We start from the raw sequence: 23,856 nt of genomic DNA, 5'->3' as shown, positions 1-23,856 counted from the left end.
TGAAAGATGCAACACTGAGTTGACACGACGGAAACACGGCCTGCGTCAAGCTGGCCTCACCGACCGGAGGAGGACCCATGACCGACACTGCGACGCGCCCCGGCGCGGACGTGAACCGGTCGCTGCAGGACGAGCGAGAACGTCTGATCCGCGTGTTCTCGGATCTCGTGCAGCCTCTCGGTCAGTCCCTGCCATCGTCGATCGAGGTCGTGCTGCACGACCTCGCAAGGCTCCCGAACTCGATCGTCGCGGTCCACGGTGATGTCACAGGGCGCCGGGTCGGCGATCCCGCTACCGATCTCCTGCTCCAGAAGGTCGCCGCGGGCGACTTCGCGCACGCGGTGGGCTACTCGACGCGTCTGCCCGACGGGCGCTGCCTGCGATCGACCACGATGATCTTGCGTGACAGCACCGGCACGCCGGTTGCGGCCCTGTGCCTCAACTCGGATGTCTCCGTGTGGCAGTCGCTGGGCAGAATCGCCGCCGACATGGGTGCCGCGGTCGCGGACGGCGTGGCGGAGGCGCTTGCGGATGCCCTGCCGTCTGCGGCTGTGGCGGTGCCGGAGGAGGTCTTCCCCCGCGACGTGGACGAGCTGGCGTCGCACCTCATCCACCAGGCCATCGCGGAGCAGAACGTCCCCGTCGACCTCATGCGCAAGGAGCACAAGATCGCTGTCGTGCGAGCGCTGAGGGAGCGCGGCATGTTCATGCTTCGCGACGCTGTCGAGATGATCGCCGCCTCACTCGGCGTCACGCGCTTCACGATCTACAACTACCTGAACGAACTCGAGGACGAAGAGGCGCCGGTCGATACCGACTCCTCCCCTAAGCGAAAGCGAGCGTCACGATGAGCATCACCATGACAGACGACACCACGGCGGCCTTCGATGCGATCACTCCGGAGGAGCTGAGGGCAGTAGGCAGCCTGAAGTGGACGTATTTCCCCGACAAGATTCCCGCCTTCGTGGCCGAGATGGACTTCGGAATCGCGCCCGCGATCACCCAGGCGCTGCACACCGCCGTCGACGTGGGGGCGTTCGGATATCTGCCGCCGGCTATAGCGGGGGCCATGAGCGAGGCCTTCGCGCAGTGGTCGGCCGCCCGCTATGGCTGGGCCGTCGATCCCGCAGATGTCAAGCCGATGCCCGACGTCATCGCCGCCCTCGAGCTGGCCATCGACCACTTCAGCGCCCCCGGATCGGCGATCGTCCTGCCGACACCCGCGTACATGCCGTTCCTCACGGTGCCGCTCGCGCACGGGAGGCGGATCATCCAGGTGCCCATGCTCCGCACGGCCACCGGATGGGAGTACGACCTCGACGCGCTCGACGCCGCCTTCGCGGACGGCGGCGGGCTCCTCGTGCTGTGCAACCCGCACAACCCCATCGGGCGCGTGCTGCGCCGCGACGAGATGGCGGCCATCGGCGAGGTCGTCGCGCGGCACGGAGCGCGGGTGTTCTCGGACGAGATCCACGCGCCGCTGGTCTACGACGCGCCCCACGTGCCGTACGCCTCGGTCAACGAGGTCACGGCCGGCCACACCATCACGGCGACCTCCGCCTCGAAGGCCTGGAATTTGCCCGGCCTCAAGTGCGCGCAGCTGATCCTGTCCAACGACGCCGACCGTGCGTACTGGCAGGAGCACGGCCGCGCGTTCGGTCACGGCGCCGCCAACCTCGGCGTGGTCGCCAACACCGCCGCCTACACGGCGGGCGCTCAGTGGCTCGACGGGGTGGTGTCGTACCTCGACGGCAACCGGCGGCTGCTCGCCGACCTTGTGGCCGAGCACCTTCCCGGCGTGGTCTACACCCCGCCGCAGGGCACCTACCTGGCGTGGCTGGAGTGCGCCGCGCTGGGGATCGAGGGATCGCCCGCCGAGTTCTTCGCGGAGCGCGCCGGCGTCGTCACGACCGACGGGGCGATGTGCGGAGACGGCGCGGAAACGGCCGTGCGCTTCAACTTCGCCATGCCTCGACCGCTTCTGACGCAGGCGATCACCGCGATGGGCGAGGCGCTGCGGTCCCGCTGACGCATTTCCTCCATCGGAGGAAGGCGAAGGGCCCCACCCGTCGAAACGGATGGGGCCCTTCGTGTCTGATCCGGACTACAGCGGCCGGATGTTCTCCGCCTGAAGACCCTTGGGGCCCTGAGCGATCTCGAACTCGACGCGCTGGTTCTCTTCCAGCGAGCGGTAGCCCGAGGCCTCGATTGCGGTGTAGTGCGCGAAGACGTCGGAGCCGCCCTCGTCAGGAGAAATGAAGCCGAAGCCCTTCTCCGAGTTGAACCACTTGACGGTGCCCTGCGTGCTCATTTACTGCCGTTCTATAGAAATTCGGCCGCCGCAGTGTTGTCGACGACCAAGGCCCACGCTAGCCGGTCGCGGCTGTGAGCGATAGGGGAACGGCGTAAAGAAAGGAAACAGCCCTCACCGTTGGGGGGAAACAGTGAGGGCCGGACGACCGAGAGAGGACGTCCTCGATATCGTACGGCACGTGTCCCCCAAACGGCGGACACGTGCCCACCCTCCCCGGGCAGTCCCCACGCCGGCGGGCGGCCGCAAGCCCTCCTGCAGACACCGGCAAATGAGGAAGGACCCGACCATTCGGCCGGGTCCTTCCTCGTTGTGTGCGCGAGGGGGGACTTGAACCCCCACGTCCGTAAGGACACTGGCACCTGAAGCCAGCGCGTCTACCTATTCCGCCACTCGCGCGAGGCGGCTTGCGCCGCACTCAACCAAGCGAGGATATCACGGCGGGCGGGGACGGCACGAACCCGGCAGTGCGCCCCGCCCGCCGGCGCGCGCGTGTCGCGCGGCGGCCCGCCACCTGCCGCACAGATGCCCTGGCTACGATGTGCCCAACCGATACGCCCCGCGGAGGAGCCACATGGGACTGCTGGACAGCTTCGAGAAAGGTCTGGAACGCGCCGTCAACGGCGCGTTCGCCAAGACCTTCCGCAGCGGCATTCAGCCCGTCGAGATCGCCTCCGCGCTGCGGCGGGAGCTCGACACGAAGGCCGCGGTGGTCAGCCGCGACCGCATTCTCGTGCCGAACGAGCTGACGGTGCGGCTCAACCCCACCGACGAGGAGCGCATGGCGCGCCTCGGCTCGGCGCTGCACAGCGAGCTCAACGAGATGGTGCGCAAGCACGCGGCCTCGCAGGGCTACAGCTTCGCCGGCGCCGTGCGCATCTCGATCCGCGCCGACGAGCAGGTCGCCACGGGCACGATCGCGCTCGACTCCCGATCGGCCGAGGGCGACGTGACGTGGCAGCCGGTCGTCGAGATCGCCGGACGCACGCACCAGCTGCGCGGCTCGCGCACGGTGATCGGTCGCGGCAGCGACGCCGACATCACCGTGGCCGACACCGGCACGAGCCGCAAGCACGTCGAGATCCTGTGGGACGGCGAGAACGCGATGATGCGCGATCTGGGCTCGACGAACGGATCGAAGGTCGACGGCCGTCCCGCCAAGCAAGCCCCGCTTCACTCCGGATCCGTCGTGCGGATCGGACGCACCGATATCGTGTTCCGGGTCGTGCCGCAGTCGGCGCCGCGCCGAGCGCCCGGCACGAGCGCCACGCGCCTGTTCGACGCCCGGGAGAGCTGAAGACGTGACCGACCTGACCCTGCTGATCCTGCGCGGCGGCTTCCTGCTGCTGATGTGGCTGTTCGTGCTGTCGGTGGTCTTCGCACTGCGGGCCGACCTGTTCGGCGGCCGCGTGCGGCGCCTGCCCGAGTCGGCCGCGGCGAGCGCGCCCCGGCCGGCGGCGGCGAAGGCTCCCGCCACTCCCCCCACACCCAGCCCCAGCGTGGGATCGCACGGTCCGGCGACCACGTCGACGGTGAGCCGGATCGTCATCACCTCCGGTCCCAAGGCGGGCCTCGAGCTCCCGCTCGGCACCGAGCCCCTCACGATCGGACGCTCCTCGGAGGCCGGCCTCGTCATCCGCGACGATTACACCTCGAGCCATCACGCCCGCCTCGTGCTGTGGGGCGATCAGTGGATGATCCAGGATCTCGACTCCACCAACGGCACCCTGCACGACGGGGAGCGCGTGCAGCCGTCGTCCCCCGTCCCCGTGCAGGCAGGCGCCCCCATCAAGGTCGGCGCCACGACGTTCGAGCTGCGGAAGTAACCCGAACGCATGGTCTTCGAGGGCTCCAGCGCCGCCATCTCCCACACGGGCAAGGTGCGGACGAACAACCAGGACTCCGGCTATGCCGGCTCCAACCTGTTCGTCGTCGCCGACGGCATGGGCGGGCACGCGGGCGGCGACGTGGCCTCGAGCGTGGCGGTGAACCGGCTGCAGGCGCTCGACCGTCCCTTCGACAGTCCTCAGGAGGCCGAGGCCGAGCTGCGCGACACGATCGCCGACACCGCCGGCGACCTCATCCAGCTCGTCACCCGTCGCCCCGAGCTGGCGGGCCTGGGCACCACGGTGAGCGCGATCGCGATGGTCGACGAGTGGGCCGTCATCGCCCACATCGGCGACTCGCGCATCTACCTCTGGCGCGATGGCGAGCTCACGCAGATCACCACCGACCACACGTTCGTGCAGCGCCTCGTCGACTCGGGCCGCATCACCCCGGAGGAGGCGCGCTACCACCCCCGTCGGTCCGTGCTGATGCGCGTGCTCGGCGACATGGACGCCAACCCCGAGATCGACACGTTCATCATGCAGACGCGCCCGGGCGACCGGTGGGTGCTGTGCTCGGACGGTCTGTCGGGCGTGGTGGACGAGCAGCACATCGCCAAGGTGCTGCGCCGCGACGAGGCACCGGGGCGCACCGCCGACGCGCTGCTGCGGCAGACGCTCGACGGCGGTGCACCCGACAACGTGACGATCGTGATCGTGGACGTGGGCGGTCAGCACCCGACCTTCCTCGCGGCGCCGTCGGTCGTCGGCTCCGCCTCCAACCCGCAGGGCGTCAGCCTGCCCGCCGCCACCCGCACCGGCCTGCCCACCGGCTGGCTGCACCCGCGCAGTCAGGCCGCCAACGAACCCAGCCATTTCGAGCCCGACGTCGACTACCTCGAGGAGCTCATCGCGGAGGATCGCCGACGCGCACGACGGCGGCGCATCGGCGCGATCGTGGCGATCGTCGTGCTCGTCGCCGCACTGGCGGCCGGTTTCGCCGCCTTCTACAGCTGGACGCAGACCCGGTACTTCGTCGGCGCCGACGAGGACAGCGTGGTCGTCTACCAGGGAATCCAGGCCAATCTCGGGCCGATCTCGCTCGCGCAACCGCACGAGGACACCGGGATCCGGCTCGACGAGCTGACCGATGCCAACCGCGCCGCGGTGGAGCGCACGATCACCGCCCGCTCGCTGGAGCACGCGGAGCAGATCGTCGATCGCCTCGAGGCCGATCTGCCGGCCGAGGACGAGGAGGCGACGCCCACACCGTCGCCGTCCGCGAGCACCTCCGTGCCGACGATCCCCAACCCCGAGCCCACCGACGAGCCCACTCAGACGCCCGACGGAGGTGAGGGATGACCCAGGTCGCCGCCGACACCGCGGTCCTGAAGGCCCTGCGCCGCGTGCGCACGCCTGCGCCGCGCCGCAACCGCGAGCTGCTCCTGCTGCTGTTCGCCATCGTCCTGTCGACGGGCGCCATGGTGCTCGTGCAGTTCGGCGCCCTCGGCGAGCTGTCCACGACCGAGCTCGTCCTCTCCGGACTGCTCGGCGCCCTCGCCCTCGCCTTCCACATCGTGCTGCGCCTGCGGGCGCCCGACGCCGATCCGCTCGTGCTGCCGATCGCGTTCCTGCTGACCGGTCTGGGCATCGCCGAGATCTACCGCATCGGCCTCTCCGGCGCCGAGGGCACGAGCGCCACGGCCGGCAGCAGCCAGATCGCGTACGCCGCGGTGTCGATGGTCCTGGCGGGCGCCGTCGTGTGGCTGCTCGTCAATTACCGCGTGCTGTTCCGGTACACCTACCTCTTCGGCCTCGCCGGCATCGTCCTGCTGCTGCTGCCCTTTGTGCCGTTCCTCAACGGCGGCGGGAACGCCCAGGTGTGGATCCGCATCGCGGGCTTCAACTTCCAGCCAGGCGAGATCGCGAAGATCTGCCTCGCGGTCTTCTTCGCCGGCTACCTCGTGCGCACGCGCGAGAGCCTCGCGACCACGGGGAAGAAGTTCCTCGGCTTCACGTTCCCGCGCGCCCGGGAGTTCGGTCCGATCCTCGTGATCTGGCTGGTGTCCCTCGCCATCATCGTGTTCCAGCGCGACCTCGGCACCGGCCTGCTCGTGTTCGGGATGTTCGTCGCCACGCTGTACGTGGCGACGGGCAAGACGGGATGGATGCTCATCGGCGTGCTGCTCGCACTGGGCGGAGCGATCGCGGCGGCGTTCACCCTCGAGTACGTCGGCTGGCGCTTCAGCAATTGGCTGAACGCATTCGATCCGGAGATCTACGACCGCCCGGGCGGCAGCTTCCAGCTCGTGCAGGGCATCTTCGGCCTCGCCCACGGCGGCCTGTTCGGAACCGGTCTCGGCCAGGGGCGGCCCTACATCACCCCGGTGTCGCAGAGCGACTACATCCTGCCCTCGCTGGGCGAGGAGCTCGGGCTCGTCGGCATCTTCGCCATTCTCGCGCTCTACCTGGTCTTCGTCGGCCGTGGTCTGCGCATCGGGGTCGCGGGGCAGGATGACTTCGGCAAGCTGCTCGCCACTGCCCTGTCGTTCACCCTTGCCCTGCAGGTGTTCGTCATGGTCGGCGGGGTCACGCGCCTGCTGCCGCTGACGGGACTGACCACGCCCTTCCTCGCCGCCGGAGGATCGTCGCTCGTGGCCAACTGGATCATCGTGGCGCTCGTGCTACGCATCAGCGACGCCGTGCGTCAGCAGCCCAGGGCGGTGATCGGATGACGGTCCGGACAGCGGGAGGTGCGCGATGACCAAGGAGCTGCGCAGGCTCACGACCATCGTGATCCTCATGTTCATCGCCCTGTTCGCCTCGACGAGCGCGGTCCAGTTCGTGTACGTCGGCGCGCTGAACGACCACCCGAACAACCGGCGCACGCTGTACGACAGCTATGAGGTGCAGCGCGGCACGATCGTGGCCGGCGGCGAACGGATCGCCACGTCGGTGCCGAGCGGCGACGTCTACGCCTGGCAGCGGCAGTACGTCGACTCGCCCATGTGGGCGCCCGTCACGGGCTACATCAACCCCGTGCTCCAGTCGGCGACCGGCATCGAGGGCGCCATGAGCCAGGAGCTGTCGGGCACCGCCGACTCGGCCTTCTTCTCGCGCCTGGAGCAGATCCTGTCGGGTCAGGACCCGCGCGGCTCGTCCGTGGAGCTGAGCCTCGACCCCGCGGTCCAGCGGGCAGCCTTCGAGGCCCTGGGCGACCTGCAGGGCGCCATCATCGCCATCGAGCCCGACACCGGGCGCGTGCTGGCGATGGTCAGCACGCCCAGCTACGACGCCAATCAGCTGGCCGGACACGACGACCAGGCGGTGAACGCCACCTTCCAGGCCCTGCTCGACGATCCCGGCGACCCCCTGCAGAACCGCGCCATCGGCGGCAACCTGAACCCCCCGGGCTCGACGTTCAAGCTCGTCGTCGCGGCTGCGGCGCTCGAGTCGGGTGAGTACAGCCCCGACTCGGAGTTCCCCAACCCGGCATCGTTCACGCTGCCCGGCACCTCCACATCCATCCGCAACGCCAGCGGCGGCCCGTGCGGCCCGGGCGAGACGGTGACGCTCGCCGACGCGCTTCGGCTCAGCTGCAACATCCCGATGGCGGAGCTCGCCATCGAGCTCGGCGACGACGCGCTGCGACAGCAGGCCGAGCGGTTCGGCTTCAATCACGACTTCCTGCTGCCGCTGGCGGCGACGCCGTCGAGCTACCCGACGAGCGCGCTGAGCGACGACCAGACCGGGCTGACCGGCTTCGGCCAGGGCCCGCTCACCGCGACGCCCCTGCAGATGGCCCTCGTGTCGGCGGCGGTCGCCAACGGAGGCGTGGTGATGAACCCGTGGATGGTCGACCAGGTCGTGGGCGACGACCTCTCGGTGCAGCAGAGCTGGGACCCGACGGTGTTCGGCGAGGCGATGGACCCCGACATCGCCGAGGCGATGACCGAGATGATGGTCCGCAATGTCTCGGACGGGGCCGCGTCGAATGCAAGAATAGACGGCGTCGAGGTGGCCGGGAAGACGGGTACGGCCGAGAACGGCACAGACGACCCCTACTCCCTCTGGTTCACCGGATTCGCGCCGGCGGACGATCCGCAGGTCGCGGTCGCCGTCGTCGTCGAGAACGGCGGGGGCCAGGGTCAGTCGGGCATGGGTAACACGATCGCGGCGCCCATCGCGAAGAAGGTCATGGAGGCGGTGCTGGACTGATGAGGCCAACGCAGGGTGTGACGTTCGGCGGACGCTATGAGCTCAGCTCGCGGATCGCGATCGGCGGCATGGGTGAGGTCTGGGAGGCCACGGATCACGTCATCGGACGCACCGTCGCCATCAAGATCCTCAAGGACGAGTACATGGGCGACCCGGGCTTCCTCGAGCGCTTCCGCGCCGAGGCCCGCCACGCCGCGCTCGTGAACCACGAGGGCATCGCGAGCGTCTTCGACTATGGCGAGGAGAACGGGTCGGCGTTCCTCGTCATGGAGCTCGTGCCGGGCGAGGCGCTGTCGACCATCCTCGAGCGCGAGACCGCGCTGCCGCCGGAGCGCACCCTCGACATCGTCGGACAGACGGCCGCGGCCCTGCAGGCCGCGCACGCGGCCGGCCTCGTGCACCGCGACATCAAGCCGGGCAACCTGCTGATCACCCCCGACGGTCGCGTGAAGATCACCGACTTCGGCATCGCGCGCATCGCCGACCAGGTGCCGCTGACCGCCACCGGCCAGGTGATGGGAACCGTGCAGTACCTGTCGCCCGAGCAGGCCTCGGGCCACCAGGCCAGCCCGGCGACCGACATCTACTCCCTCGGCATCGTCGCGTACGAGTCACTGGCCGGGAAGCGCCCGTTCACTGGCGAGTCGCAGGTGGCCATCGCGATGGCGCAGATCAACGACGCGCCCCCGCCGCTGCCGGCGGACATCCCGCAGCCGGTGCAGAACCTCGTGATGGCGATGATCGCGAAGAAGCCGGAGGACCGCCCGGCCTCCGCCGCCGCGGTCTCGCGCGCCTGTGCCGCCCTGCGTCGCGGTGACGTCGCGGCCGCCGCCGCCGCGGTGCCGGCCATCGCCGCCGCCGGAGCTCTGGCCGACGAGGGCTTCACCCAGCTGCTGGGCACCGCCGGAGACGGCACCACGCAGCTGATCCCCGCCACCTCCCCCCTCCCCGTCGCAACCGACGAGGAGGTCGTGGAGGAGGAGCCGAAGCAGAAGAAGAAGCGCAGCCCCTGGACGTGGCCGCTCATCGCCCTCATCGCGCTCCTGCTGATCGCCGTCATCGGCACGGTGATCGCGCTGTTCGCCAACCGGGACGAGGCCCCCGAGCCGGCGCCCGAGACGTCGAGCAGCGCCCCGCGCCCCACCCCGACGCGCACCACCTCCACACCGACGCCGACGGGCGTCGACATCGACGCGCTGCAGCTGAACGGCCGCACGTGCGACGAGGCGACGGCCCTGCTCACCGCCGAGGGCTCCTTCCAGGTCAACTGCCCCACCGGCAACGCCGCGTCGAGCCAGGACCAGGTCGGCCTCGTCTACAACGTCGACCCCCGCGGCGTCGTGCCGGAGGGCAGCACCATCACGCTCACCGTCTACGGCGAGATGGTCGACCTGCCCGCTCCCGGCAGCGGCCCGCGCTTCCCCGAGGTCGTCACCACGGGCCAGCCGAGCACGGTGTACTGGGACTACTACCAGTGCCCGAGCGGCGCCGGATCGCTCACGGGCTACACCGTGACGCTGCACCAGGGCGCGACGTTCGCCGACGACGGCTCGACCACCCGCAGCTTCGGCGCGGACGTCACCCAGGCGCAGATCAATGTCACCGGCCCCGCGGCGTCGTCCGTCTCGGCCAGCTACGCGGCGATCTGCGGCGATCGCGAATCGGCGGCGTCGGGCTCGACGAGCCAGGTGATCAACGGTGCGGAGGACCCCGAGCCCTCGCCCGGGCCGTCGCCGACCACGACCCCCGGCGCCGAGGGCGGAGGCGAAGGCAACGGCGGCCAGGGCTGATCTCCCTGGGGGCACCGCCTCCCACGGGCCTCTCGGTTCTGTGGGAGCGGCCTCGGATATTCTGATCTGATCACCGACTTGGGGAGTCATCTGTGCCGTCTGAGACCCGCGTCCTCGCCGGGCGCTACCGCGTCGAGGAGCTGATCGGCGAGGGCGGGATGGCCCGGGTGCACCGCGGCTACGACGAGACGCTCGAGCGCGCCGTCGCGATCAAGATCCTCAAGCGCGAGCTCGCCTCCGACAGCACGTTCCGCACCCGCTTCCGCCTCGAGGCCCAGGCCGCCTCGCGCATGGCGCACCCGTCGATCGTGCGCGTGTTCGACGCGGGCGAAGAGGTCGAGACCGAGGGCTCGCGCACGTATCACACGCCGTTCATCGTCATGGAGCTGGTGCAGGGCACGCTGCTGCGCGACATCGTCGCGCGCGGTCCCGTTCCTCCCGTCGACGCCGTCCGCTATGTCGACGGCATCCTCGAGGCGCTGGAGTACTCGCACCGCGCCGGCGTGATCCACCGCGACATCAAGCCCGGGAACGTCATGGTGACGCCCGTGGGCCAGGTGAAGGTGATGGACTTCGGCATCGCGCGCGCCGTGTCCGACAGCTCCTCCACGGTCGCCGAGACCACTCAGATCCTCGGCACCGCGGCATACTTCTCGCCGGAGCAGGCCAAGGGCGAGCCCGTCGACGCGCGCGCCGACCTGTACTCCACGGGCGTCGTGCTGTACGAGCTGCTGGCGGGGCGCCCACCGTTCCGTGGCGACTCGCCGGTGGCCGTCGCGTACCAGCACGTCAGCGAGACCCCGACGACGCCCTCCGAGCACAACCCCGACATCCCGCGCGCCCTCGAGGCGGTGGTGCTGCGCGCCCTGGCGAAGGACCCGTACCAGCGGTACCCGGACGCCGCCAGCTTCCGGGCGGCGCTGTCGGAGGCCTCCAACGGACGGGAGCCGTCGAAGCGCGCGATCACGTCGCTCACCAACACCCTGTACGGTCCCAACCCGCGGCAGGCGCAGGAGACGGCGCGCTCGTTGCGCCAGCTGAGCACCGACACCACCATGACCCGCACGCAGTCCGGACCGCCCGTGGCGTGGATCTGGGCGGGCGTCGCTCTGCTGGCGGTGCTCCTCATCTCCGTGCTCATCTGGGTGCTCGCGATCCGTCCCCTGCCGACCATGCCGGCCGGCGCCCGCGTCGTTCCCGAGGTGGCCGGGCTTCCCGCCGACCGGGCGATCGAGGAACTCGAGGGGCTCGAGCTCGTGCCGATCCGTACCGAGGAGCCGAGCGACAGCGTGCCGGAGGGGATCGTCATCCGCACCGACCCGGAACCGGGGGAATCGGTGGCACCGGAGCAGACGGTCGAGGTGATCGTTTCGGAGGGCGAAGAGCTTGCCGTCGTGCCGAGCCTCGTCGGCAGCAGCGAGACCGATGCGCGCGCCGCCCTGGAGGACGCCGGTCTGTCGGTGGGCACGATCACGCCGCGGAACGATCCGGAAGCGGCCGCCGGCACGGTGCTGGAGGCCGATGCCGACGAGGGCGACGAGGTGGGCGTGGGCACGCGTGTGTCTCTCGTGGTGGCGACCGGTCGGGTGGCGATCGTCGACTACAGCGGCTTCACGCTCGACGCCGCCAGTCGCGCGCTCGAGGACCTGGGGCTCACGCCGCAGCCGGTGGAGGACCCGGGTTGCCCGGGATCCGCCGATGATCCGCAGGTCAGCCGTCAGCAGCCCGCGCCCGGCGAGGTGGAGATCCATTCCGCGGTGCAGCTGTTCTACTGCACGGGCGACTGAGCGCGCCCCCACTCCTCAGGGCGCGAGAGCCATGGCGTCGATGGCGCCGTCGTCGGGCACGAACGTGGCGGCGACCCACGGGAACACGTGGAAGAACAGGCCGTAGAGCGCGGCGGTGGCGAGCACCAGCAGAATCAGCACCCGCACCCACCAGGGTCCGGGTAGCACGCGCCAGAGCGCGGCGTACATCAGGTGGCCCCCTCGGTCAGTGAGGCCGGCGCTCCCTCGGCCCGCGGCTGGAACGACTCGAAGATCCCGTACGCGATGATCCGCTCCGCCAGCGAGAAGCGCGGCGAGCACGCGGTCAGCGTGATGTACGCCTCGTCCGCCGGCACGTCGGGCGCCTGCGGCACGTCCAGGAGCACGTCGACCTCGTCCGGACGCACGTACTCGAGGGTGCGGAAACGGTACGTGAACCAGCCGTCCTCCGTCTCCACGACGATCGCGTCGCCCACGCGCAGCGAGGCGATCTCGGCGAACGGCTTGCCGAAGGTGGTGCGGTGCCCGGCCAGCGCGAAGTTGCCCACCTGGCCGGGCATCTCCGTGTTCGGGTAGTGCCCGATGCCGATCGGATCGAGCGTGCCGGCGCGCGTGACGCCGCCGGCGACCGGCATGCGGTAGTCCTCACCCCACCTCGGCACGTGCATCACGCCGAAGCGCTCCCCGTCGCCCGGCTCGGGCATGACCGGCGGCTCCCACGCCTTCTCGCCCGTCTCGGGGTCCGCCACGACGGGCGGAGGTGGCGGGTCCGCGCGCGCCTCCCACTGCTGCGACAGCTCGGCCCCCTGGGCGTTGCGCTCGGCGCCGTAGATGACGTCGCCGATCCACAGCTGCCACACGACGTACAGCAGCAGCACGACGCCCGCGGTGATGAGGATCTCGCCGAGCACGCCCGCGACCGAGGCGCGCCGCGGCGGGCGCCGCGCGCGCAGCGGCTCTGCGACCGTGCTCACGCCCCAAGTCTAGGGACGCGTTGCACGGTGCTCGGCGCCCGCGACGGCGGCCAGTAGACTTGCCGCATGGCACGCAAGAGCGACGACGAGACCCCCGAGCGCCCCGTCGGCGATCCGGGCCCCAACCCGGTCTGGTTCAAGCCGGTGATGATCGGCTTCATGCTCATCGGGCTGGTGTGGATCCTGGTGTTCTACCTCTCCAACCAGGCGTGGCCCATTCCGGGAATCGGCGCTCTCAATCTGCTTATCGGCTTCGGCATCGCCTTCATCGGCTTCCTCATGACCACTCGCTGGCGCTGACGCCCGCCGGCCGCGAACCCCGCCCGTGTGGCGGGGTTCGTCGTTTCCCGGGACCGCAGCGCGGAATTACACCCGTGTAGTTCTTCCCACACCTGTGGGCAGAGCTGTGGAAAACCCCGGCCCCGGTGGCGCGGCGTCGCGAATCACACCCCTGTGGTTCTCCCCAGTGTGGAAGAACCTGTGGATAAATCCGGGGAGAACTCCGGGCGAGTCGTGGAAAGTCGCAATCAACCCGTGGATAACCGGGGAGTTGCGGGGATCAGGTGAGGACGGGGAACCCGAGCAGCGGCGGGAGGAAGAAGGCGCCGACGATGCCCGCGCCGATGACGCCGAGGAGTACGCGCTGGCGGACCTGCTGATCGGATCGACGCGTGCGCGTGAAGACGAGCCCGATGAGCGCCCCGACGACCAGGCCCCCCACGTGCGACTGCCACGAGATGCCCGCGTTCGGGATGAACCCGAGGACAAGGTTGATGCCGAGCACGATGAGCATGCCCGTCATGTCGGCACCGATGTGTCGCGCGATGACGATGAGCGCACCGAACAGCCCGAACACCGCGCCGGACGCGCCGACCACCGGGGTCTCGAAGGACAGCAGGGCGACGGCAGCAGACCCGCCCGCGGCACAGAGGAGGTAGGTCGTGACGAAGCGGGCGGTCCCGAGCATCGGCTCCAGGGCCCGCCCGACCATCCACAACGACAGCATGTTGAGGAAGACATGCATGAAGCCGGCGTGAGTCAGCGCGACGGTGACGACGCGCCACGGCTGGAAGTAGCCGGACTGGGGGTAGATCAGGGGCGCGATGAACGCGAGCGCGTCGTTGAGCGAGAACCCCACGGTCGTCCCGGCCCAGTTCACGAGGAACGCCACGGCGGTCAGGATGAAGATCCACATCATGCCGCGCGTTCCGCCGCTCGATGCGGCGACGACCGATCCGCCCCTGCCCCAGCGGCGGCGGGCGCGCTTCTGCGCGGGCGTGCGGGCACGCCGCTGCTCCGCAAGGCACTCGGGGCAGATGACGCCGACCGCGGCGGGCGTCTGGCACTCACCGCAGATCGTGCGGGCGCAGCGCTGGCACAGCACGAAGCTCTGCCGGCTGGGGTGCCGGTAGCAGAAATTGTCGCGGTTGCGCGCGAAGTCGGCCGTCGTCATCCGATGGTCCCCCGCCCGCCGTCTCGTATCAGGCGGCGGTGATGTCGATCGAGGTGATGACGACGTCCTCGACGGGCCGGTCCTGGGCGCCGGTCGGCACCGCGGCGATGGCGTCGACGACGCGCTTGGAGTCCTCGTCCGCCACCGCGCCGAAGATGGTGTGCTTACCCATGAGCCACGGCGTCGGGTCGGTCGTGATGAAGAACTGCGATCCGTTGGTGCCCGAGAGCTTGCCGAACGAGTTGGGCCGCTTGCCGGCATTGGCCATGGCGAGCAGGTACGGCTCGTTGAAGTTCAGCTCCGGGTGGATCTCGTCGTCGAAGGTGTAACCGGGCCCGCCGATGCCCTGGCCGAGCGGGTCGCCGCCCTGGATCATGAAGCCCGGGATGATGCGGTGGAAGATGACGTCCTTGTAGAGCGGTCCCTCGCCCTTCGCGCCCGTGCGCGGGTCGGTCCACTCACCGGAGCCGTCGGACAGGCCGATGAAGTTCTGCACCGTCTTGGGCGCGTGATCGCCGAAGAGGTTGACGACGATGTCGCCGTGGTTCGTGTGGATGGTTGCGACCGCGGTGTGCTGGGGCATGATGCCATTCTCTCAGAGTTCCGTGAAGCCTCTGCCGCCGCGCCGCCCGCATGGCAAGATGAGGGAAACACCAGACCGCCACGCAGATGGAGGGCGAACGTGAGCATGAGCCCGAGCAGGAAGCAGAAGAAGGAGCTCCGCAAGCTCCAGAAGACGGCCGCCGAGCTGTGGCAGGACCAGCAGGTGCTCGCCCAGCGTGCCGCCGACGTCGCACGTGAGGCGGGCCGGCAGGCGAGCGTGTTCGGGCGCCAGAAGGTCATGCCCGCTGCACAGGCGAAGTACCACGAGGTCGTCGACCCGTACGTGGACAAGGCACGTCCGTATGTCGCGCAGGGCGTGCTGACCACCAAGCGCGTGGTCGACTCGAAGGTCGTCCCGGTCGTGGGCACCGTCGTCGGCAAGGCGATGGGCGCGTGGGATGCCGCGAGCGAGGCGCGCCTCAAGCTGACCGGCAAGCCGGTCGTCGTGCCGCCGAAGAAGAAGAGCGCCGGCCCCATCGTCGCGCTCGTGCTGGGTGCGGCCGCCGCGGTGGGCATCCTCGTCGCCGCATGGCAGACCCTGCGCGCCGACGACGAGCTCTGGGTCGCGGACGACCCGCTGGCCGCCCCCGACGCGTGACGCAGGGCGACCCGACGGCGCGCGTGCGCGCCGCGGCGCAGGAGCGCGGGCTTTCGATCGAGGTGGTCGAGAGCCCGCGCGCCGCTTCGCTCGAAGAGGCGGCCGCTCTGCGCGGCATCACGCCGTCCGACATCGTCAAGACGCTCGTCGTCAAGGGCAAGGGCGACGACTACTACTTCGCGCTCGTGCCGGGTGATCGGGCGATCTCGTGGCCGAAGCTGCGCGCCCTCCTCGGCGTGAACCGGCTGCGGCTGCCCGAACCGGAGCTCGCCCTGGCGGCGACCGGTTACGAGCGCGGCACCATCGTCGCGCTCGGCTCCACGACGGCCTGGCCCGTCTATGCCGACGAGCGGATGCGCGGCAAGCGCGTGTCGATGGGGGCGGGAGCCCACGGCTGGACCCTGTACGTCGATGCGGACGCCCTCCTCGAGGCGTACGGCGCGACCGTCGCCGACATCACCGACCCGATCGAGGGCATCCGCGGCTGAGGCGGATCCGTCCGCGTCAGCCGCGCAGCAGCGTCGCGAGGCGACGCATCGCGAACTCGTAGCCCTGGATGCCCGCGCCCACGATCACGCACGAGGCCACATCCGACAGGTAGGAGTGATGGCGGAACGGCTCGCGCGCGTGCACGTTCGTGAGGTGCACCTCGGCGAACGGCAGGGCCACGCCGGTGAGGGCGTCGCGCAGCGCGACCGACGTGTGGGTGAAGGCGCCCGGGTTGATGACGACCGCGTCGCAATCGGTGCGCGCCGCGTGGATCGCGTCGATCAACACACCCTCGTGATTGCTCTGCACCGCGCGAACCTCGAAGCCCAGCTCCGCCGCCGTGGTGGTGGCGAGCGCGACGACGTCGTCGAGGGTGGCGGACCCGTACACCTCCGGCTCGCGCGTGCCGAGCAGGTTGAGGTTGGGGCCGTTGACGAGGAGAAGACGGCTGTTCACGGCTTCAGCGTATCGGCTCTTCGCCGACGCTCAGGCGCCGAGCCCGGCGGTCCGAAGCCCGTAGCCGACGAGCGAGGTCCGCTCGAGGCGTCGCACCGCGTCCAGCGGGAACCACTCCGCCATGTCGGTGGAACCGTCGATCTCATACGCGAGGTGACCGCCGACGATGCGTGCGCGATAGAGGATGCGAAGCGCCTGCAGGGGCGCGTCGCCGTGGATGCGCCGTCGTGCGGGCACGACGTGCGAGTCGATGCCGAGCAGCTCGCCCACCTCGACGTCGTACCCGGTCTCCTCGCGCACCTCGCGCCGCACCGTCTCCTCCGGATGTTCGCCGGGCTCCATCCCGCCTCCGGGCAGCGTCCAGGCGGGCTTGGATCCCTCGATCCAACGGGAGAGCAGCACGCGACCATCGTCATCGGTGACAACGGCATAGGCGGCGACACGCAGGTCCATCCGCCCACATTACCGATGCGCGCTCAGGACCAGTCGCCCCCCGCGAGGAACCTCTCCATACGCTCGCGATGCGGCGCGAGATCCAGGCCCTGCGCGGCCACCCACGCGTCGTCGTAGTAGGTGTGGGCGTAGCGGTCGCCGGCGTCGCAGATGAGGGTGACGACGCTCCCCTGCTGTCCCGCCCGGCGCATCCGGTCGATGAGCTCGAACGCGCCCCAGAGGTTCGTGCCGGTCGATCCGCCCGCCCACCGCCGCGTGCGCTCGCGCAGCAGACGGATCGCCGCGATCGACGCGGCATCGGGAACCTGGATCATCTCGTCGATCACCGACGGGATGAACGACGGCTCGACACGGGGGCGCCCGATCCCCTCGATGCGGCTCGGCATCCCCGTGGCATAGTCGGCCGCGCCCGTCTGCCAGCCGCCGTAGAAGGCGGAGTTCTCCGGGTCGACGACGGCGATCGTGGTCTCGTGACGCCGGTAGCGCACATAACGCCCGAACGTCGCGCTCGTCCCGCCCGTCCCCGCGCCGACGACGATCCATGTCGGCACCGGGTAGCGCTCGGCGGAGAGCTGCTGGAACACGCTCTCGGCGATGTTGTTGTTCCCCCGCCAGTCGGTGGCGCGCTCGGCGTACGTGAACTGATCGAGGTAGTGGCCGCCGCATTCCACGGCGAGCCGCTCGGCCTCGGGGTACATGTCGCTGGGGATGTCGACGAACTGGCACCGGCCGCCGTAGTGCTCGATGAGCTCGATCTTCTCGGGGCTCGTCCTGCGCGGCATCACCGCGACGAAATCGAGCCCGAGCATCCGAGCGAAGTACGCCTCCGAGACGGCGGTGGATCCGCTGGACGCCTCGACCAGCGTCGTGCGCGGCCCGATCCGGCCGTTCACGAGACCGTAGAGGATGAGCGAGCGGGCCAGCCGATGCTTGAGCGAGCCGGTGGGGTGCACCGACTCGTCCTTCAGGTAGAGGTCGATGCCCCACTCGGGCGGCAGGGGGAAGACGTGCAGATGCGTGTCGGCGCTGCGATTGGCGTCGGCCTCCAGCAGCCGGATCGCCTCGTCCACCCATGCGTCGCGCATGGGTCCGATCCTCTCATCACCACGGCTGCCGCGGGATCACCCCATCCCTGCGATGAGCTCCCACGACAGCTTCACGACGAGTGCACCGACGACGACGATGAAGACGACGCGCACGAACCGCGACCCCTTCGACATCGCCATGCGGGCGCCCACGTACCCGCCCACGAGGTTCGCGGCCCCGACGGCGAGGCCGAGCGGCCACAGCACGTGCCCGGCGGGGATGAAGAAGATGAGCGCGCCGAGGTTCGTGCAGAAGTTCGCGATCTTGCCGAGTGCCGAGGCGGGCATGAACGCGTAGCCGAGCACGCTCACGAGGAGGATCACGAAGAACGATCCGGTCCCGGGGCCGAGGGCGCCGTCGTAGAGACCGATGCCGAGGCCGATCGCCATCGCCGCGACGACGTGGCGCCATCCGTGCCAGCGCTGCACGGTGTGCACGCCCATCTTCGGCTTGAGGATCGTGAACGCACCGACACCGATGAGCACGATGAGGATGATCGGCGTGAAGGCGTCCTCGGGGATGAGCGTGGCGAGCATCGCCCCGATCACCGCGCCCGCGAGGGCGGAGATCGCCAGCGGGCCCGCCGTGCGCGGGTCGGGCCGCAGGCGCCGCGCATACGTGACGGCGGCCACCGAGGTGCCCATGATGCTCGCGACCTTGTTCGTCGCGAGCGCCTGCAACGGCGAGATGCCCGGCACGAGCAGGAGGGCCGGCAGCTGGATCAGTCCGCCGCCCCCGACGACCGCGTCGACCCACCCGGCCGCGAACCCGGCGAGGATCAGCAGGACCAGCGTCAGCAGATCCAGATCGGGCACCAGACGATCCTACGTCCGCGCGGCCCCCTCCCCGTTCGCGCCGCCTTCGGCTGCCGAGGTGTGACCCGTGGCCTCGCATCGCCCGGACCGCCCGCCGTGCTCGATGTGCTCGGCACGGTGATGCCGGATGGCCGAGCTGGCTTCCGGCGCACCACGATCCGCCCGCGTCGGGATCCGACGCAGAGCTACGCCCGCCTGTGCGTCGTCGCTGCCCGACCGGCGCGCCGCGCGCCCGTGCTCGGGGCAGCGCCCGCATACTCTTCGCCCGGCGATGACGCATGCGTGTCAGCCGGGCGAGGAGTTCGCGGGCCCCGTTATCCGTTCGTGGGAGGGGCGCCGCCGTCTCCTGGCGCACCCGCCCCGCCCAACCCGCCGGTCGCGGTTTCCTGGGTGACGCTGCCGGCGTAGTCGTTGCTGGGGTCTCGATAGATGGTGTGAACGTGTCCCCATCCTGAGGTGGTGACGCCCTCGACGTCGGCCCCCGCGGATCCCTGCTGTGCCTGGAACGCGACGTACACGTTCGGCCCCGAGATGGAGAAGTTGATGCCGTCTCCGGTGCTCATGTCGTACGTCGTCTCGCCCGACCAGGCGATCGCCGTCTCGTCCAGGGTCGCCTCGATCGCGCCACGTGCGTCGGCCGTGGTCTGCTCATCGGCCATGCCGGCCCAGTTCGCAATGAGGTCGAGCAAGAGCTGCTTCTGCTCGTCGGTGAGGTCGGCGCCGGTCAGCCCGGACCCCGTTTCGAAGTCGCAGGTGTCACCGGGAGCGCACATGCTGACGTCGCCGGACGTGAGTGTCGCCTGCTGATCCGCGGTGAGGCTGTCGAGGAACGCGAACGCGTCGGCGTAGATTCCGTCGAAGGGCTGCACGGTCTCGCCGTTCTCGTCGGTATAGACGGCCGGCTGCACGCCGAGGTGTGTAGGCGCGAACGTGATGGCGTCGGCGCCGCCGTCGAGAGTCGCGTTGATGCCGAGGTGGTGCCCTCCGAACTGCACTTCCCAGGCACTGGTGTCGGACGGATCGCCGAAGAACGCGATGTAGTACTGGCCGAGGGAGTCCTCGCTGCTGCTGCTGTAGTCGGCCAAGTACTGATCGCCGCCCATGATTGCGGTCACGGTCTCATACGCGTCGTCGCTCAGCAGCGCGTCGAGCACGTGCATCGCTGCGGCCCGCTGCTCCTCGGTGAAATCGGCGAGATTGAGTCCCGCCCGCTCGACGAACGTCACCGGGAAGTTGGACCAAGAGGTCGTCTTCGTTTCATCGTCGTAGGCGTACAGCACCGCCTCCCGCTGCTCCTCCGTGAGGGTCTCGAGGAACGCTTCCGCGGCGGCCGAGGTCTCGCTGACGGTTTGGGCCGTCGTGGTCGCATCCGTGGAACCCGTACTGTCCCTCTCGATCGTGGAGGTCGACGTCGAGGCACCGGAATCGCTGGGCGTCGACGTCGAAGCGGTGCTCGCGCATCCCGTCAACGTGACCCCCAGCACGACCGCCGAGGCGGCGATCCATGTGGCAGCGCGCCGCGTAAAGCGTGTTGGTCTTGAAAGGGCGGGGGCGCTCGATGTGCGCGTCTGATTGGTCATGACATCGACGCTATGAGGCGGTCCTTGCGCCGCCCTCTCTCTCGCCTATGTGCCTTCTGTGGAGGCGACGGGCCGGCCTGCTGCGGTTCCGTCGGCGGCGGGGACGGCCCTCGTCATCCCGGTGTCGCAGGTCGACTTGAAAGGGGGGGTCTCACCCCTCTACGGCCGCGAACAGGAAACCCGGCTCGCACGGGGGTGCAGAACCGGGTTTGAAGGGTGTGGAGCCTAGGAGATTCGAACTCCTGACATCCTGCTTGCAAAGCAGGCGCTCTACCAACTGAGCTAAGGCCCCGCGAGGAGGTACGTGGTGGGGCTACCAGGACTTGAACCTGGGACCTCTTCATTATCAGTGAAGCGCTCTAACCGCCTGAGCTATAGCCCCGTTGTGACCGGCTTGCGCCGCCAACCTTCAAGAGTTTACTCGATGGCTCGCGATCCCGCGAATCGGCGCGAGGGTCCGGTCAGTTCGAGGTGAATCCCACGAGCAGTCCGCCCGTGATCTTCACCGCGAGGTTGTAGATGCCCGCCAGCACGGCACCCATCACCGTGACGATGATGAGATTCAGGATGGCGATGACCACCGCGAACGCCATCACCTGCGGCAGGCCGATGATGGACGAGATCGAAAGGTCGCCGTCCGTGAAGCTGACGAAGAACTCGTCGAGCTTGGCGATGAGGCCCGTCGCCTCGACCACGAGGTAGCTGAGCAGGAACGACACCAGCGTGACGATCGCGACGGCGACGGCCGCCAGGAACGACAGCTTGATGGCCGACCAGAAGTCGATGTAGACGAGGCGCAGGCGGACCTGCTTGGCCTTTGGCTTGCGCGAGGACTTCTTGGCGAGCTTGTCGGCTACGGTCGTCATGCGTCGGTGCTCTCTTCGGGGGTCTCGGGAGCGGTGCTCTCTGCGTCGGCGGGCTCTTCGTTCTCGCCGTCGTCACCCAGTCCGCGCTCGCTGTTGCGTGCGATGGCCAGGATCCGGTCATCCTTGTCGGGTCGCGCGAACAGCACGCCCATGGTGTCTCGGCCCTTGGCGGGGACCTCGGCAACGGCCGAGCGTACCACCTTGCCCTTGGCGAGAACCACGAGCACCTCGTCCTCCGCGTCGACGATCAGGCCGCCCGCAAGGGTTCCGCGGTCGTCGTTCAGCTTGAGGGCCTTGATCCCGAGGCCGCCGCGGCCCTGCACCCGGTACTCGTCGATCGAGGTGCGCTTGGCGTAGCCGCCGTCGGTGACGACGAACACGAACGTGCCCGGCCGCGCGACGGCCGCCGTGAGCAGGTCGTCGTCGGCCCGGAACGACATGCCCTTCACGCCGCTCGTCGAGCGACCCATCGGCCGCAGCGCCTCGTCCGTGGCCGAGAAGCGCAGCGACATGCCCTTGCGGCTGAGCAGCAGGATGTCGTCGTCCTGGTTCACGAGCATCGCCGAGACGAGCTCGTCGCCCTCGCGCAGGTTGATCGCGATGATGCCGCCCTGGCGGTTCGAGTCGTAGTCGGCCAGGCGCGACTTCTTCACGAGTCCCGAGCGGGTGGCGAGCACCAGATACTCCGCGGCGTCGTAGTCGCGCAGCTCGATGACCTGAGCGATCTGCTCGTCGGGCTGCAGCGCGAGCAGGTTCGCCACGTGCAGACCCTTGGCGTCGCGCCCGGCCTCGGGCACCTCGTACGCCTTGATGCGGTAGACGCGTCCCTTGGTCGTGAAGAACAGCAGCCAGTGGTGCGTGGTCGTGACGAAGAAGTGCTCCACCACGTCGTCCGCGCGCAGCTGCGCGCCGCGCACGCCCTTGCCGCCGCGGCGCTGGGAGCGATAGTTGTCGCTGCGCGTGCGCTTGATGTAGCCCTCGCGCGTGATCGTGACGACCATCTCCTCTTCGGCGATGAGGTCCTCGATCGACACGTCGCCGTCGAATCCGGGGAGGATCTGCGTGCGCCGCTCGTCGCCGAACTTGTCGACGATCGCCGTGAGCTCGGTCTTGATGATGGCGCGCTGGCGCAGCTCGTCGGCGATGATCGCCTTGAAGTCGGCGATCTGCGCCTCCAGCTCCTGGGCCTCGTCGACGATCTTCTGCCGCTCGAGGGCCGCCAGGCGGCGCAGCTGCATGGCGAGGATCGCGTCGGCCTGCACGTCGTCGATGTCGAGCAGCGACTTCAGACCCTCGCGGGCGTCGTCGACCGTCGGGGAACGGCGGATGAGCGCGATGACCTCGTCGAGGGCGTCGAGCGCCTTGAGGTAGCCGCGCAGGATGTGCATCCGCTCCTCGGCCTTGCGCAGGCGGAAGTGCGTGCGGCGCACGATGACGTCGAGCTGGTGGGTGATCCACAGCGAGATGAACGCGTCCAGCGGCAGCGTGCGCGGCACGCCGTCGACGATCGCCAGCATGTTGGCGCCGAAGTTCGTCTGCAGGTCGGTGTGCTTGTAGAGGTTGTTCAGCACGACCTTCGCGACGGCGTCGCGCTTGAGCACCACGACGAGGCGCTGGCCGGTGCGGCTCGACGTCTCGTCGCGGATGTCGGCGATGCCCGTGACGCGCCCCTCGCGCGCGAGCTCGCCGATCTTCACGGCGAGGTTGTCGGGGTTCACCTGGTAGGGCAGCTCCGTGATGACCAGGCAGGTGCGACCCTGGATCTCCTCGATCTCCACCACCGCACGCATCGTGATGGAGCCGCGCCCCGTCCGGTACGCCTCGTGGATGCCCTTGTTCCCGAGAATCTGGGCCCCGGTCGGGAAGTCCGGTCCCGGGATGCGCTGGATGAGCCCGGCGAGCAGCTCCTCGCGCGGCAGCTCGGGGTGGTCGAGCGCCCACAGCGCACCGGCGGCGACCTCGCGCAGGTTGTGCGGCGGGATGTTCGTGGCCATGCCGACGGCGATGCCGACCGAGCCGTTGACGAGGAGGTTCGGGAACCTCGCCGGCAGTACCGACGGCTCCTGCGTCTGCCCGTCGTAGTTGTCCTCGAAGTCGACGGTCTCCTCTTCGATGTCGCGCACCATTTCAAGCGCGAGCGGAGCCATCTTCGTCTCGGTGTATCGCGGTGCCGCGGCGCCCTGGTTGCCGGGCGAGCCGAAGTTGCCCTGACCCAGCGCGAGCGGGTAGCGCAGCGACCAGGGCTGCACGAGGCGCACGAGGGTGTCGTAGATCGCGCTGTCGCCGTGCGGGTGGTACTGACCCATCACCTCGCCGACGACGCGGGTGCACTTCGAGAACGACTTGTCGGGCCGGAAGCCGCCGTCGTACATCGCGTAGATCACGCGGCGGTGCACCGGCTTCAGACCGTCGCGCACGTCGGGCAGCGCACGCCCGATGATCACGCTCATCGCGTAGTCGAGATAGCTGCGCTGCATCTCCGACTGCAGGTCGACCTGGTCGATGCGGCCGTGGTTGTGATCCGCGTTGATGTCGGGGCGCTCTTCGTCTGCCATATCCGTCTTTCTCTACG

At 69.5% G+C, this 23,856-nt stretch carries 24 protein-coding genes and 3 tRNA genes; 12 read left to right on the top strand and 15 right to left on the bottom strand.

The window, feature by feature from the left end:
- The first annotated feature begins 77 nt into the window (after window positions 1-77).
- Together N8N77_RS09700 and N8N77_RS09695 are read left to right on the top strand one after the other, a co-directional pair.
- Window positions 78-851 (top strand): transcriptional regulator, encoded by a 774-nt coding sequence (locus N8N77_RS09700; RefSeq protein ID WP_261166572.1) that lies wholly within the window; start codon window positions 78-80, stop codon window positions 849-851.
- An 8-nt stretch (window positions 852-859) separates the two neighbouring features.
- A complete protein-coding gene (locus N8N77_RS09695) occupies window positions 860-2,029 on the top strand; it encodes a MalY/PatB family protein (protein WP_261166570.1) in 1,170 nt (389 codons plus the stop codon).
- A gap of 75 nt (window positions 2,030-2,104) precedes the next feature.
- Here N8N77_RS09695 and N8N77_RS09690 read toward each other — a convergent pair whose 3' ends face one another.
- Window positions 2,105-2,311 carry a cold-shock protein gene (locus N8N77_RS09690; protein WP_261166568.1) on the bottom strand — a complete coding sequence of 69 codons (207 nt, stop codon included), beginning with the start codon at window positions 2,309-2,311 and terminating at the stop codon, window positions 2,105-2,107.
- Window positions 2,312-2,626: 315 nt separating this feature from the next.
- Window positions 2,627-2,710, bottom strand: a tRNA-Leu gene (locus tag N8N77_RS09685).
- Between the two features lie 175 nt (window positions 2,711-2,885).
- On the opposite strand from N8N77_RS09685, the gene N8N77_RS09680 reads away from it, so the two are divergent.
- From N8N77_RS09680 to pknB, 7 genes are all read left to right on the top strand, one after another.
- The gene (locus N8N77_RS09680; protein ID WP_261166566.1) at window positions 2,886-3,608 is read left to right on the top strand and encodes a DUF3662 and FHA domain-containing protein; all 723 of its coding nucleotides are present in this window, start codon (window positions 2,886-2,888) and stop codon (window positions 3,606-3,608) included.
- A 4-nt stretch (window positions 3,609-3,612) separates the two neighbouring features.
- The gene (locus N8N77_RS09675; RefSeq protein ID WP_261166565.1) at window positions 3,613-4,137 is read left to right on the top strand and encodes an FHA domain-containing protein; all 525 of its coding nucleotides are present in this window, start codon (window positions 3,613-3,615) and stop codon (window positions 4,135-4,137) included.
- 9 nt (window positions 4,138-4,146) lie between these two features.
- Complete coding sequence (locus tag N8N77_RS09670; RefSeq protein WP_261166564.1) at window positions 4,147-5,499, top strand: PP2C family serine/threonine-protein phosphatase; 1,353 nt, start codon at window positions 4,147-4,149, stop codon at window positions 5,497-5,499.
- A complete protein-coding gene (locus tag N8N77_RS09665; protein WP_261166563.1) occupies window positions 5,496-6,872 on the top strand; it encodes an FtsW/RodA/SpoVE family cell cycle protein in 1,377 nt (458 codons plus the stop codon). Before N8N77_RS09670 ends, N8N77_RS09665 begins: the two co-directional genes overlap by 4 nt.
- A 25-nt stretch (window positions 6,873-6,897) precedes the next feature.
- Complete coding sequence (locus N8N77_RS09660; protein WP_261166562.1) at window positions 6,898-8,355, top strand: penicillin-binding protein 2; 1,458 nt, start codon at window positions 6,898-6,900, stop codon at window positions 8,353-8,355.
- Entirely contained in the window at window positions 8,355-10,145 is a 1,791-nt protein-coding gene (locus N8N77_RS09655; protein ID WP_261166561.1) for a protein kinase domain-containing protein, read from the top strand. The genes N8N77_RS09660 and N8N77_RS09655 overlap by 1 nt, the downstream gene beginning before the upstream one ends.
- 92 nt (window positions 10,146-10,237) lie before the next feature.
- Window positions 10,238-11,932 carry a Stk1 family PASTA domain-containing Ser/Thr kinase gene (pknB, locus tag N8N77_RS09650; RefSeq protein WP_261166560.1) on the top strand — a complete coding sequence of 565 codons (1,695 nt, stop codon included), beginning with the start codon at window positions 10,238-10,240 and terminating at the stop codon, window positions 11,930-11,932.
- A 15-nt stretch (window positions 11,933-11,947) separates the two neighbouring features.
- On the opposite strand, the gene N8N77_RS09645 is transcribed toward pknB, so the two are convergent.
- Window positions 11,948-12,121 carry a hypothetical protein gene (locus N8N77_RS09645; protein ID WP_261166559.1) on the bottom strand — a complete coding sequence of 58 codons (174 nt, stop codon included), beginning with the start codon at window positions 12,119-12,121 and terminating at the stop codon, window positions 11,948-11,950.
- Complete coding sequence (locus N8N77_RS09640) at window positions 12,121-12,885, bottom strand: class E sortase (RefSeq protein ID WP_261166558.1); 765 nt, start codon at window positions 12,883-12,885, stop codon at window positions 12,121-12,123. Before N8N77_RS09640 ends, N8N77_RS09645 begins: the two co-directional genes overlap by 1 nt.
- 66 nt (window positions 12,886-12,951) lie before the next feature.
- On the opposite strand from N8N77_RS09640, the gene N8N77_RS09635 reads away from it, so the two are divergent.
- On the top strand, window positions 12,952-13,185 hold the full coding sequence (locus tag N8N77_RS09635; protein ID WP_261166557.1) for a cell division protein CrgA: 234 nt from the start codon (window positions 12,952-12,954) through the stop codon (window positions 13,183-13,185).
- A 259-nt stretch (window positions 13,186-13,444) separates the two neighbouring features.
- Here N8N77_RS09635 and N8N77_RS09630 read toward each other — a convergent pair whose 3' ends face one another.
- Together N8N77_RS09630 and N8N77_RS09625 are read right to left on the bottom strand one after the other, a co-directional pair.
- Complete coding sequence (locus N8N77_RS09630) at window positions 13,445-14,338, bottom strand: rhomboid family intramembrane serine protease (RefSeq protein WP_261166556.1); 894 nt, start codon at window positions 14,336-14,338, stop codon at window positions 13,445-13,447.
- A 28-nt stretch (window positions 14,339-14,366) separates the two neighbouring features.
- Window positions 14,367-14,921 carry a peptidylprolyl isomerase gene (locus N8N77_RS09625; RefSeq protein ID WP_261166555.1) on the bottom strand — a complete coding sequence of 185 codons (555 nt, stop codon included), beginning with the start codon at window positions 14,919-14,921 and terminating at the stop codon, window positions 14,367-14,369.
- Window positions 14,922-15,026: 105 nt separating this feature from the next.
- On the opposite strand from N8N77_RS09625, the gene N8N77_RS09620 reads away from it, so the two are divergent.
- Both N8N77_RS09620 and N8N77_RS09615 read left to right on the top strand, forming a co-directional pair.
- Entirely contained in the window at window positions 15,027-15,539 is a 513-nt protein-coding gene (locus N8N77_RS09620) for a DNA helicase (protein ID WP_261166554.1), read from the top strand.
- Window positions 15,536-16,027: an aminoacyl-tRNA deacylase gene (locus tag N8N77_RS09615; RefSeq protein ID WP_261166553.1), complete on the top strand. Its 492-nt coding sequence runs from the start codon at window positions 15,536-15,538 to the stop codon at window positions 16,025-16,027. The genes N8N77_RS09620 and N8N77_RS09615 overlap by 4 nt, the downstream gene beginning before the upstream one ends.
- A gap of 16 nt (window positions 16,028-16,043) precedes the next feature.
- On the opposite strand, the gene aroQ is transcribed toward N8N77_RS09615, so the two are convergent.
- The 9 genes from aroQ to gyrA form a co-directional block, all read right to left on the bottom strand.
- Complete coding sequence (gene aroQ / locus N8N77_RS09610) at window positions 16,044-16,484, bottom strand: type II 3-dehydroquinate dehydratase (protein ID WP_261166552.1); 441 nt, start codon at window positions 16,482-16,484, stop codon at window positions 16,044-16,046.
- Between the two features lie 30 nt (window positions 16,485-16,514).
- On the bottom strand, window positions 16,515-16,937 hold the full coding sequence (locus N8N77_RS09605; protein WP_261166551.1) for an NUDIX hydrolase: 423 nt from the start codon (window positions 16,935-16,937) through the stop codon (window positions 16,515-16,517).
- A 23-nt stretch (window positions 16,938-16,960) separates the two neighbouring features.
- The gene (locus N8N77_RS09600) at window positions 16,961-18,022 is read right to left on the bottom strand and encodes a PLP-dependent cysteine synthase family protein (protein ID WP_261166550.1); all 1,062 of its coding nucleotides are present in this window, start codon (window positions 18,020-18,022) and stop codon (window positions 16,961-16,963) included.
- Window positions 18,023-18,058: 36 nt separating this feature from the next.
- Entirely contained in the window at window positions 18,059-18,838 is a 780-nt protein-coding gene (locus N8N77_RS09595; protein WP_261166549.1) for a TSUP family transporter, read from the bottom strand.
- Between the two features lie 314 nt (window positions 18,839-19,152).
- Complete coding sequence (locus N8N77_RS09590) at window positions 19,153-20,418, bottom strand: DUF3500 domain-containing protein (protein ID WP_261166548.1); 1,266 nt, start codon at window positions 20,416-20,418, stop codon at window positions 19,153-19,155.
- A 219-nt stretch (window positions 20,419-20,637) separates the two neighbouring features.
- A tRNA-Ala gene (locus N8N77_RS09585) sits at window positions 20,638-20,710 on the bottom strand.
- A 13-nt stretch (window positions 20,711-20,723) separates the two neighbouring features.
- A tRNA-Ile gene (locus N8N77_RS09580) sits at window positions 20,724-20,800 on the bottom strand.
- A gap of 79 nt (window positions 20,801-20,879) precedes the next feature.
- A complete protein-coding gene (locus tag N8N77_RS09575; protein WP_261166547.1) occupies window positions 20,880-21,284 on the bottom strand; it encodes a DUF3566 domain-containing protein in 405 nt (134 codons plus the stop codon).
- A complete protein-coding gene (gene gyrA / locus N8N77_RS09570; RefSeq protein ID WP_261166546.1) occupies window positions 21,281-23,839 on the bottom strand; it encodes a DNA gyrase subunit A in 2,559 nt (852 codons plus the stop codon). Before gyrA ends, N8N77_RS09575 begins: the two co-directional genes overlap by 4 nt.
- Between the last annotated feature and the right edge of the window lie 17 nt (window positions 23,840-23,856).

The organism is Microbacterium sp. Marseille-Q6965 (assembly GCF_946151065.1).
GTDB lineage: Bacteria > Actinomycetota > Actinomycetes > Actinomycetales > Microbacteriaceae > Microbacterium.
This window is presented reverse-complemented; position numbering and strand designations above follow the sequence as displayed.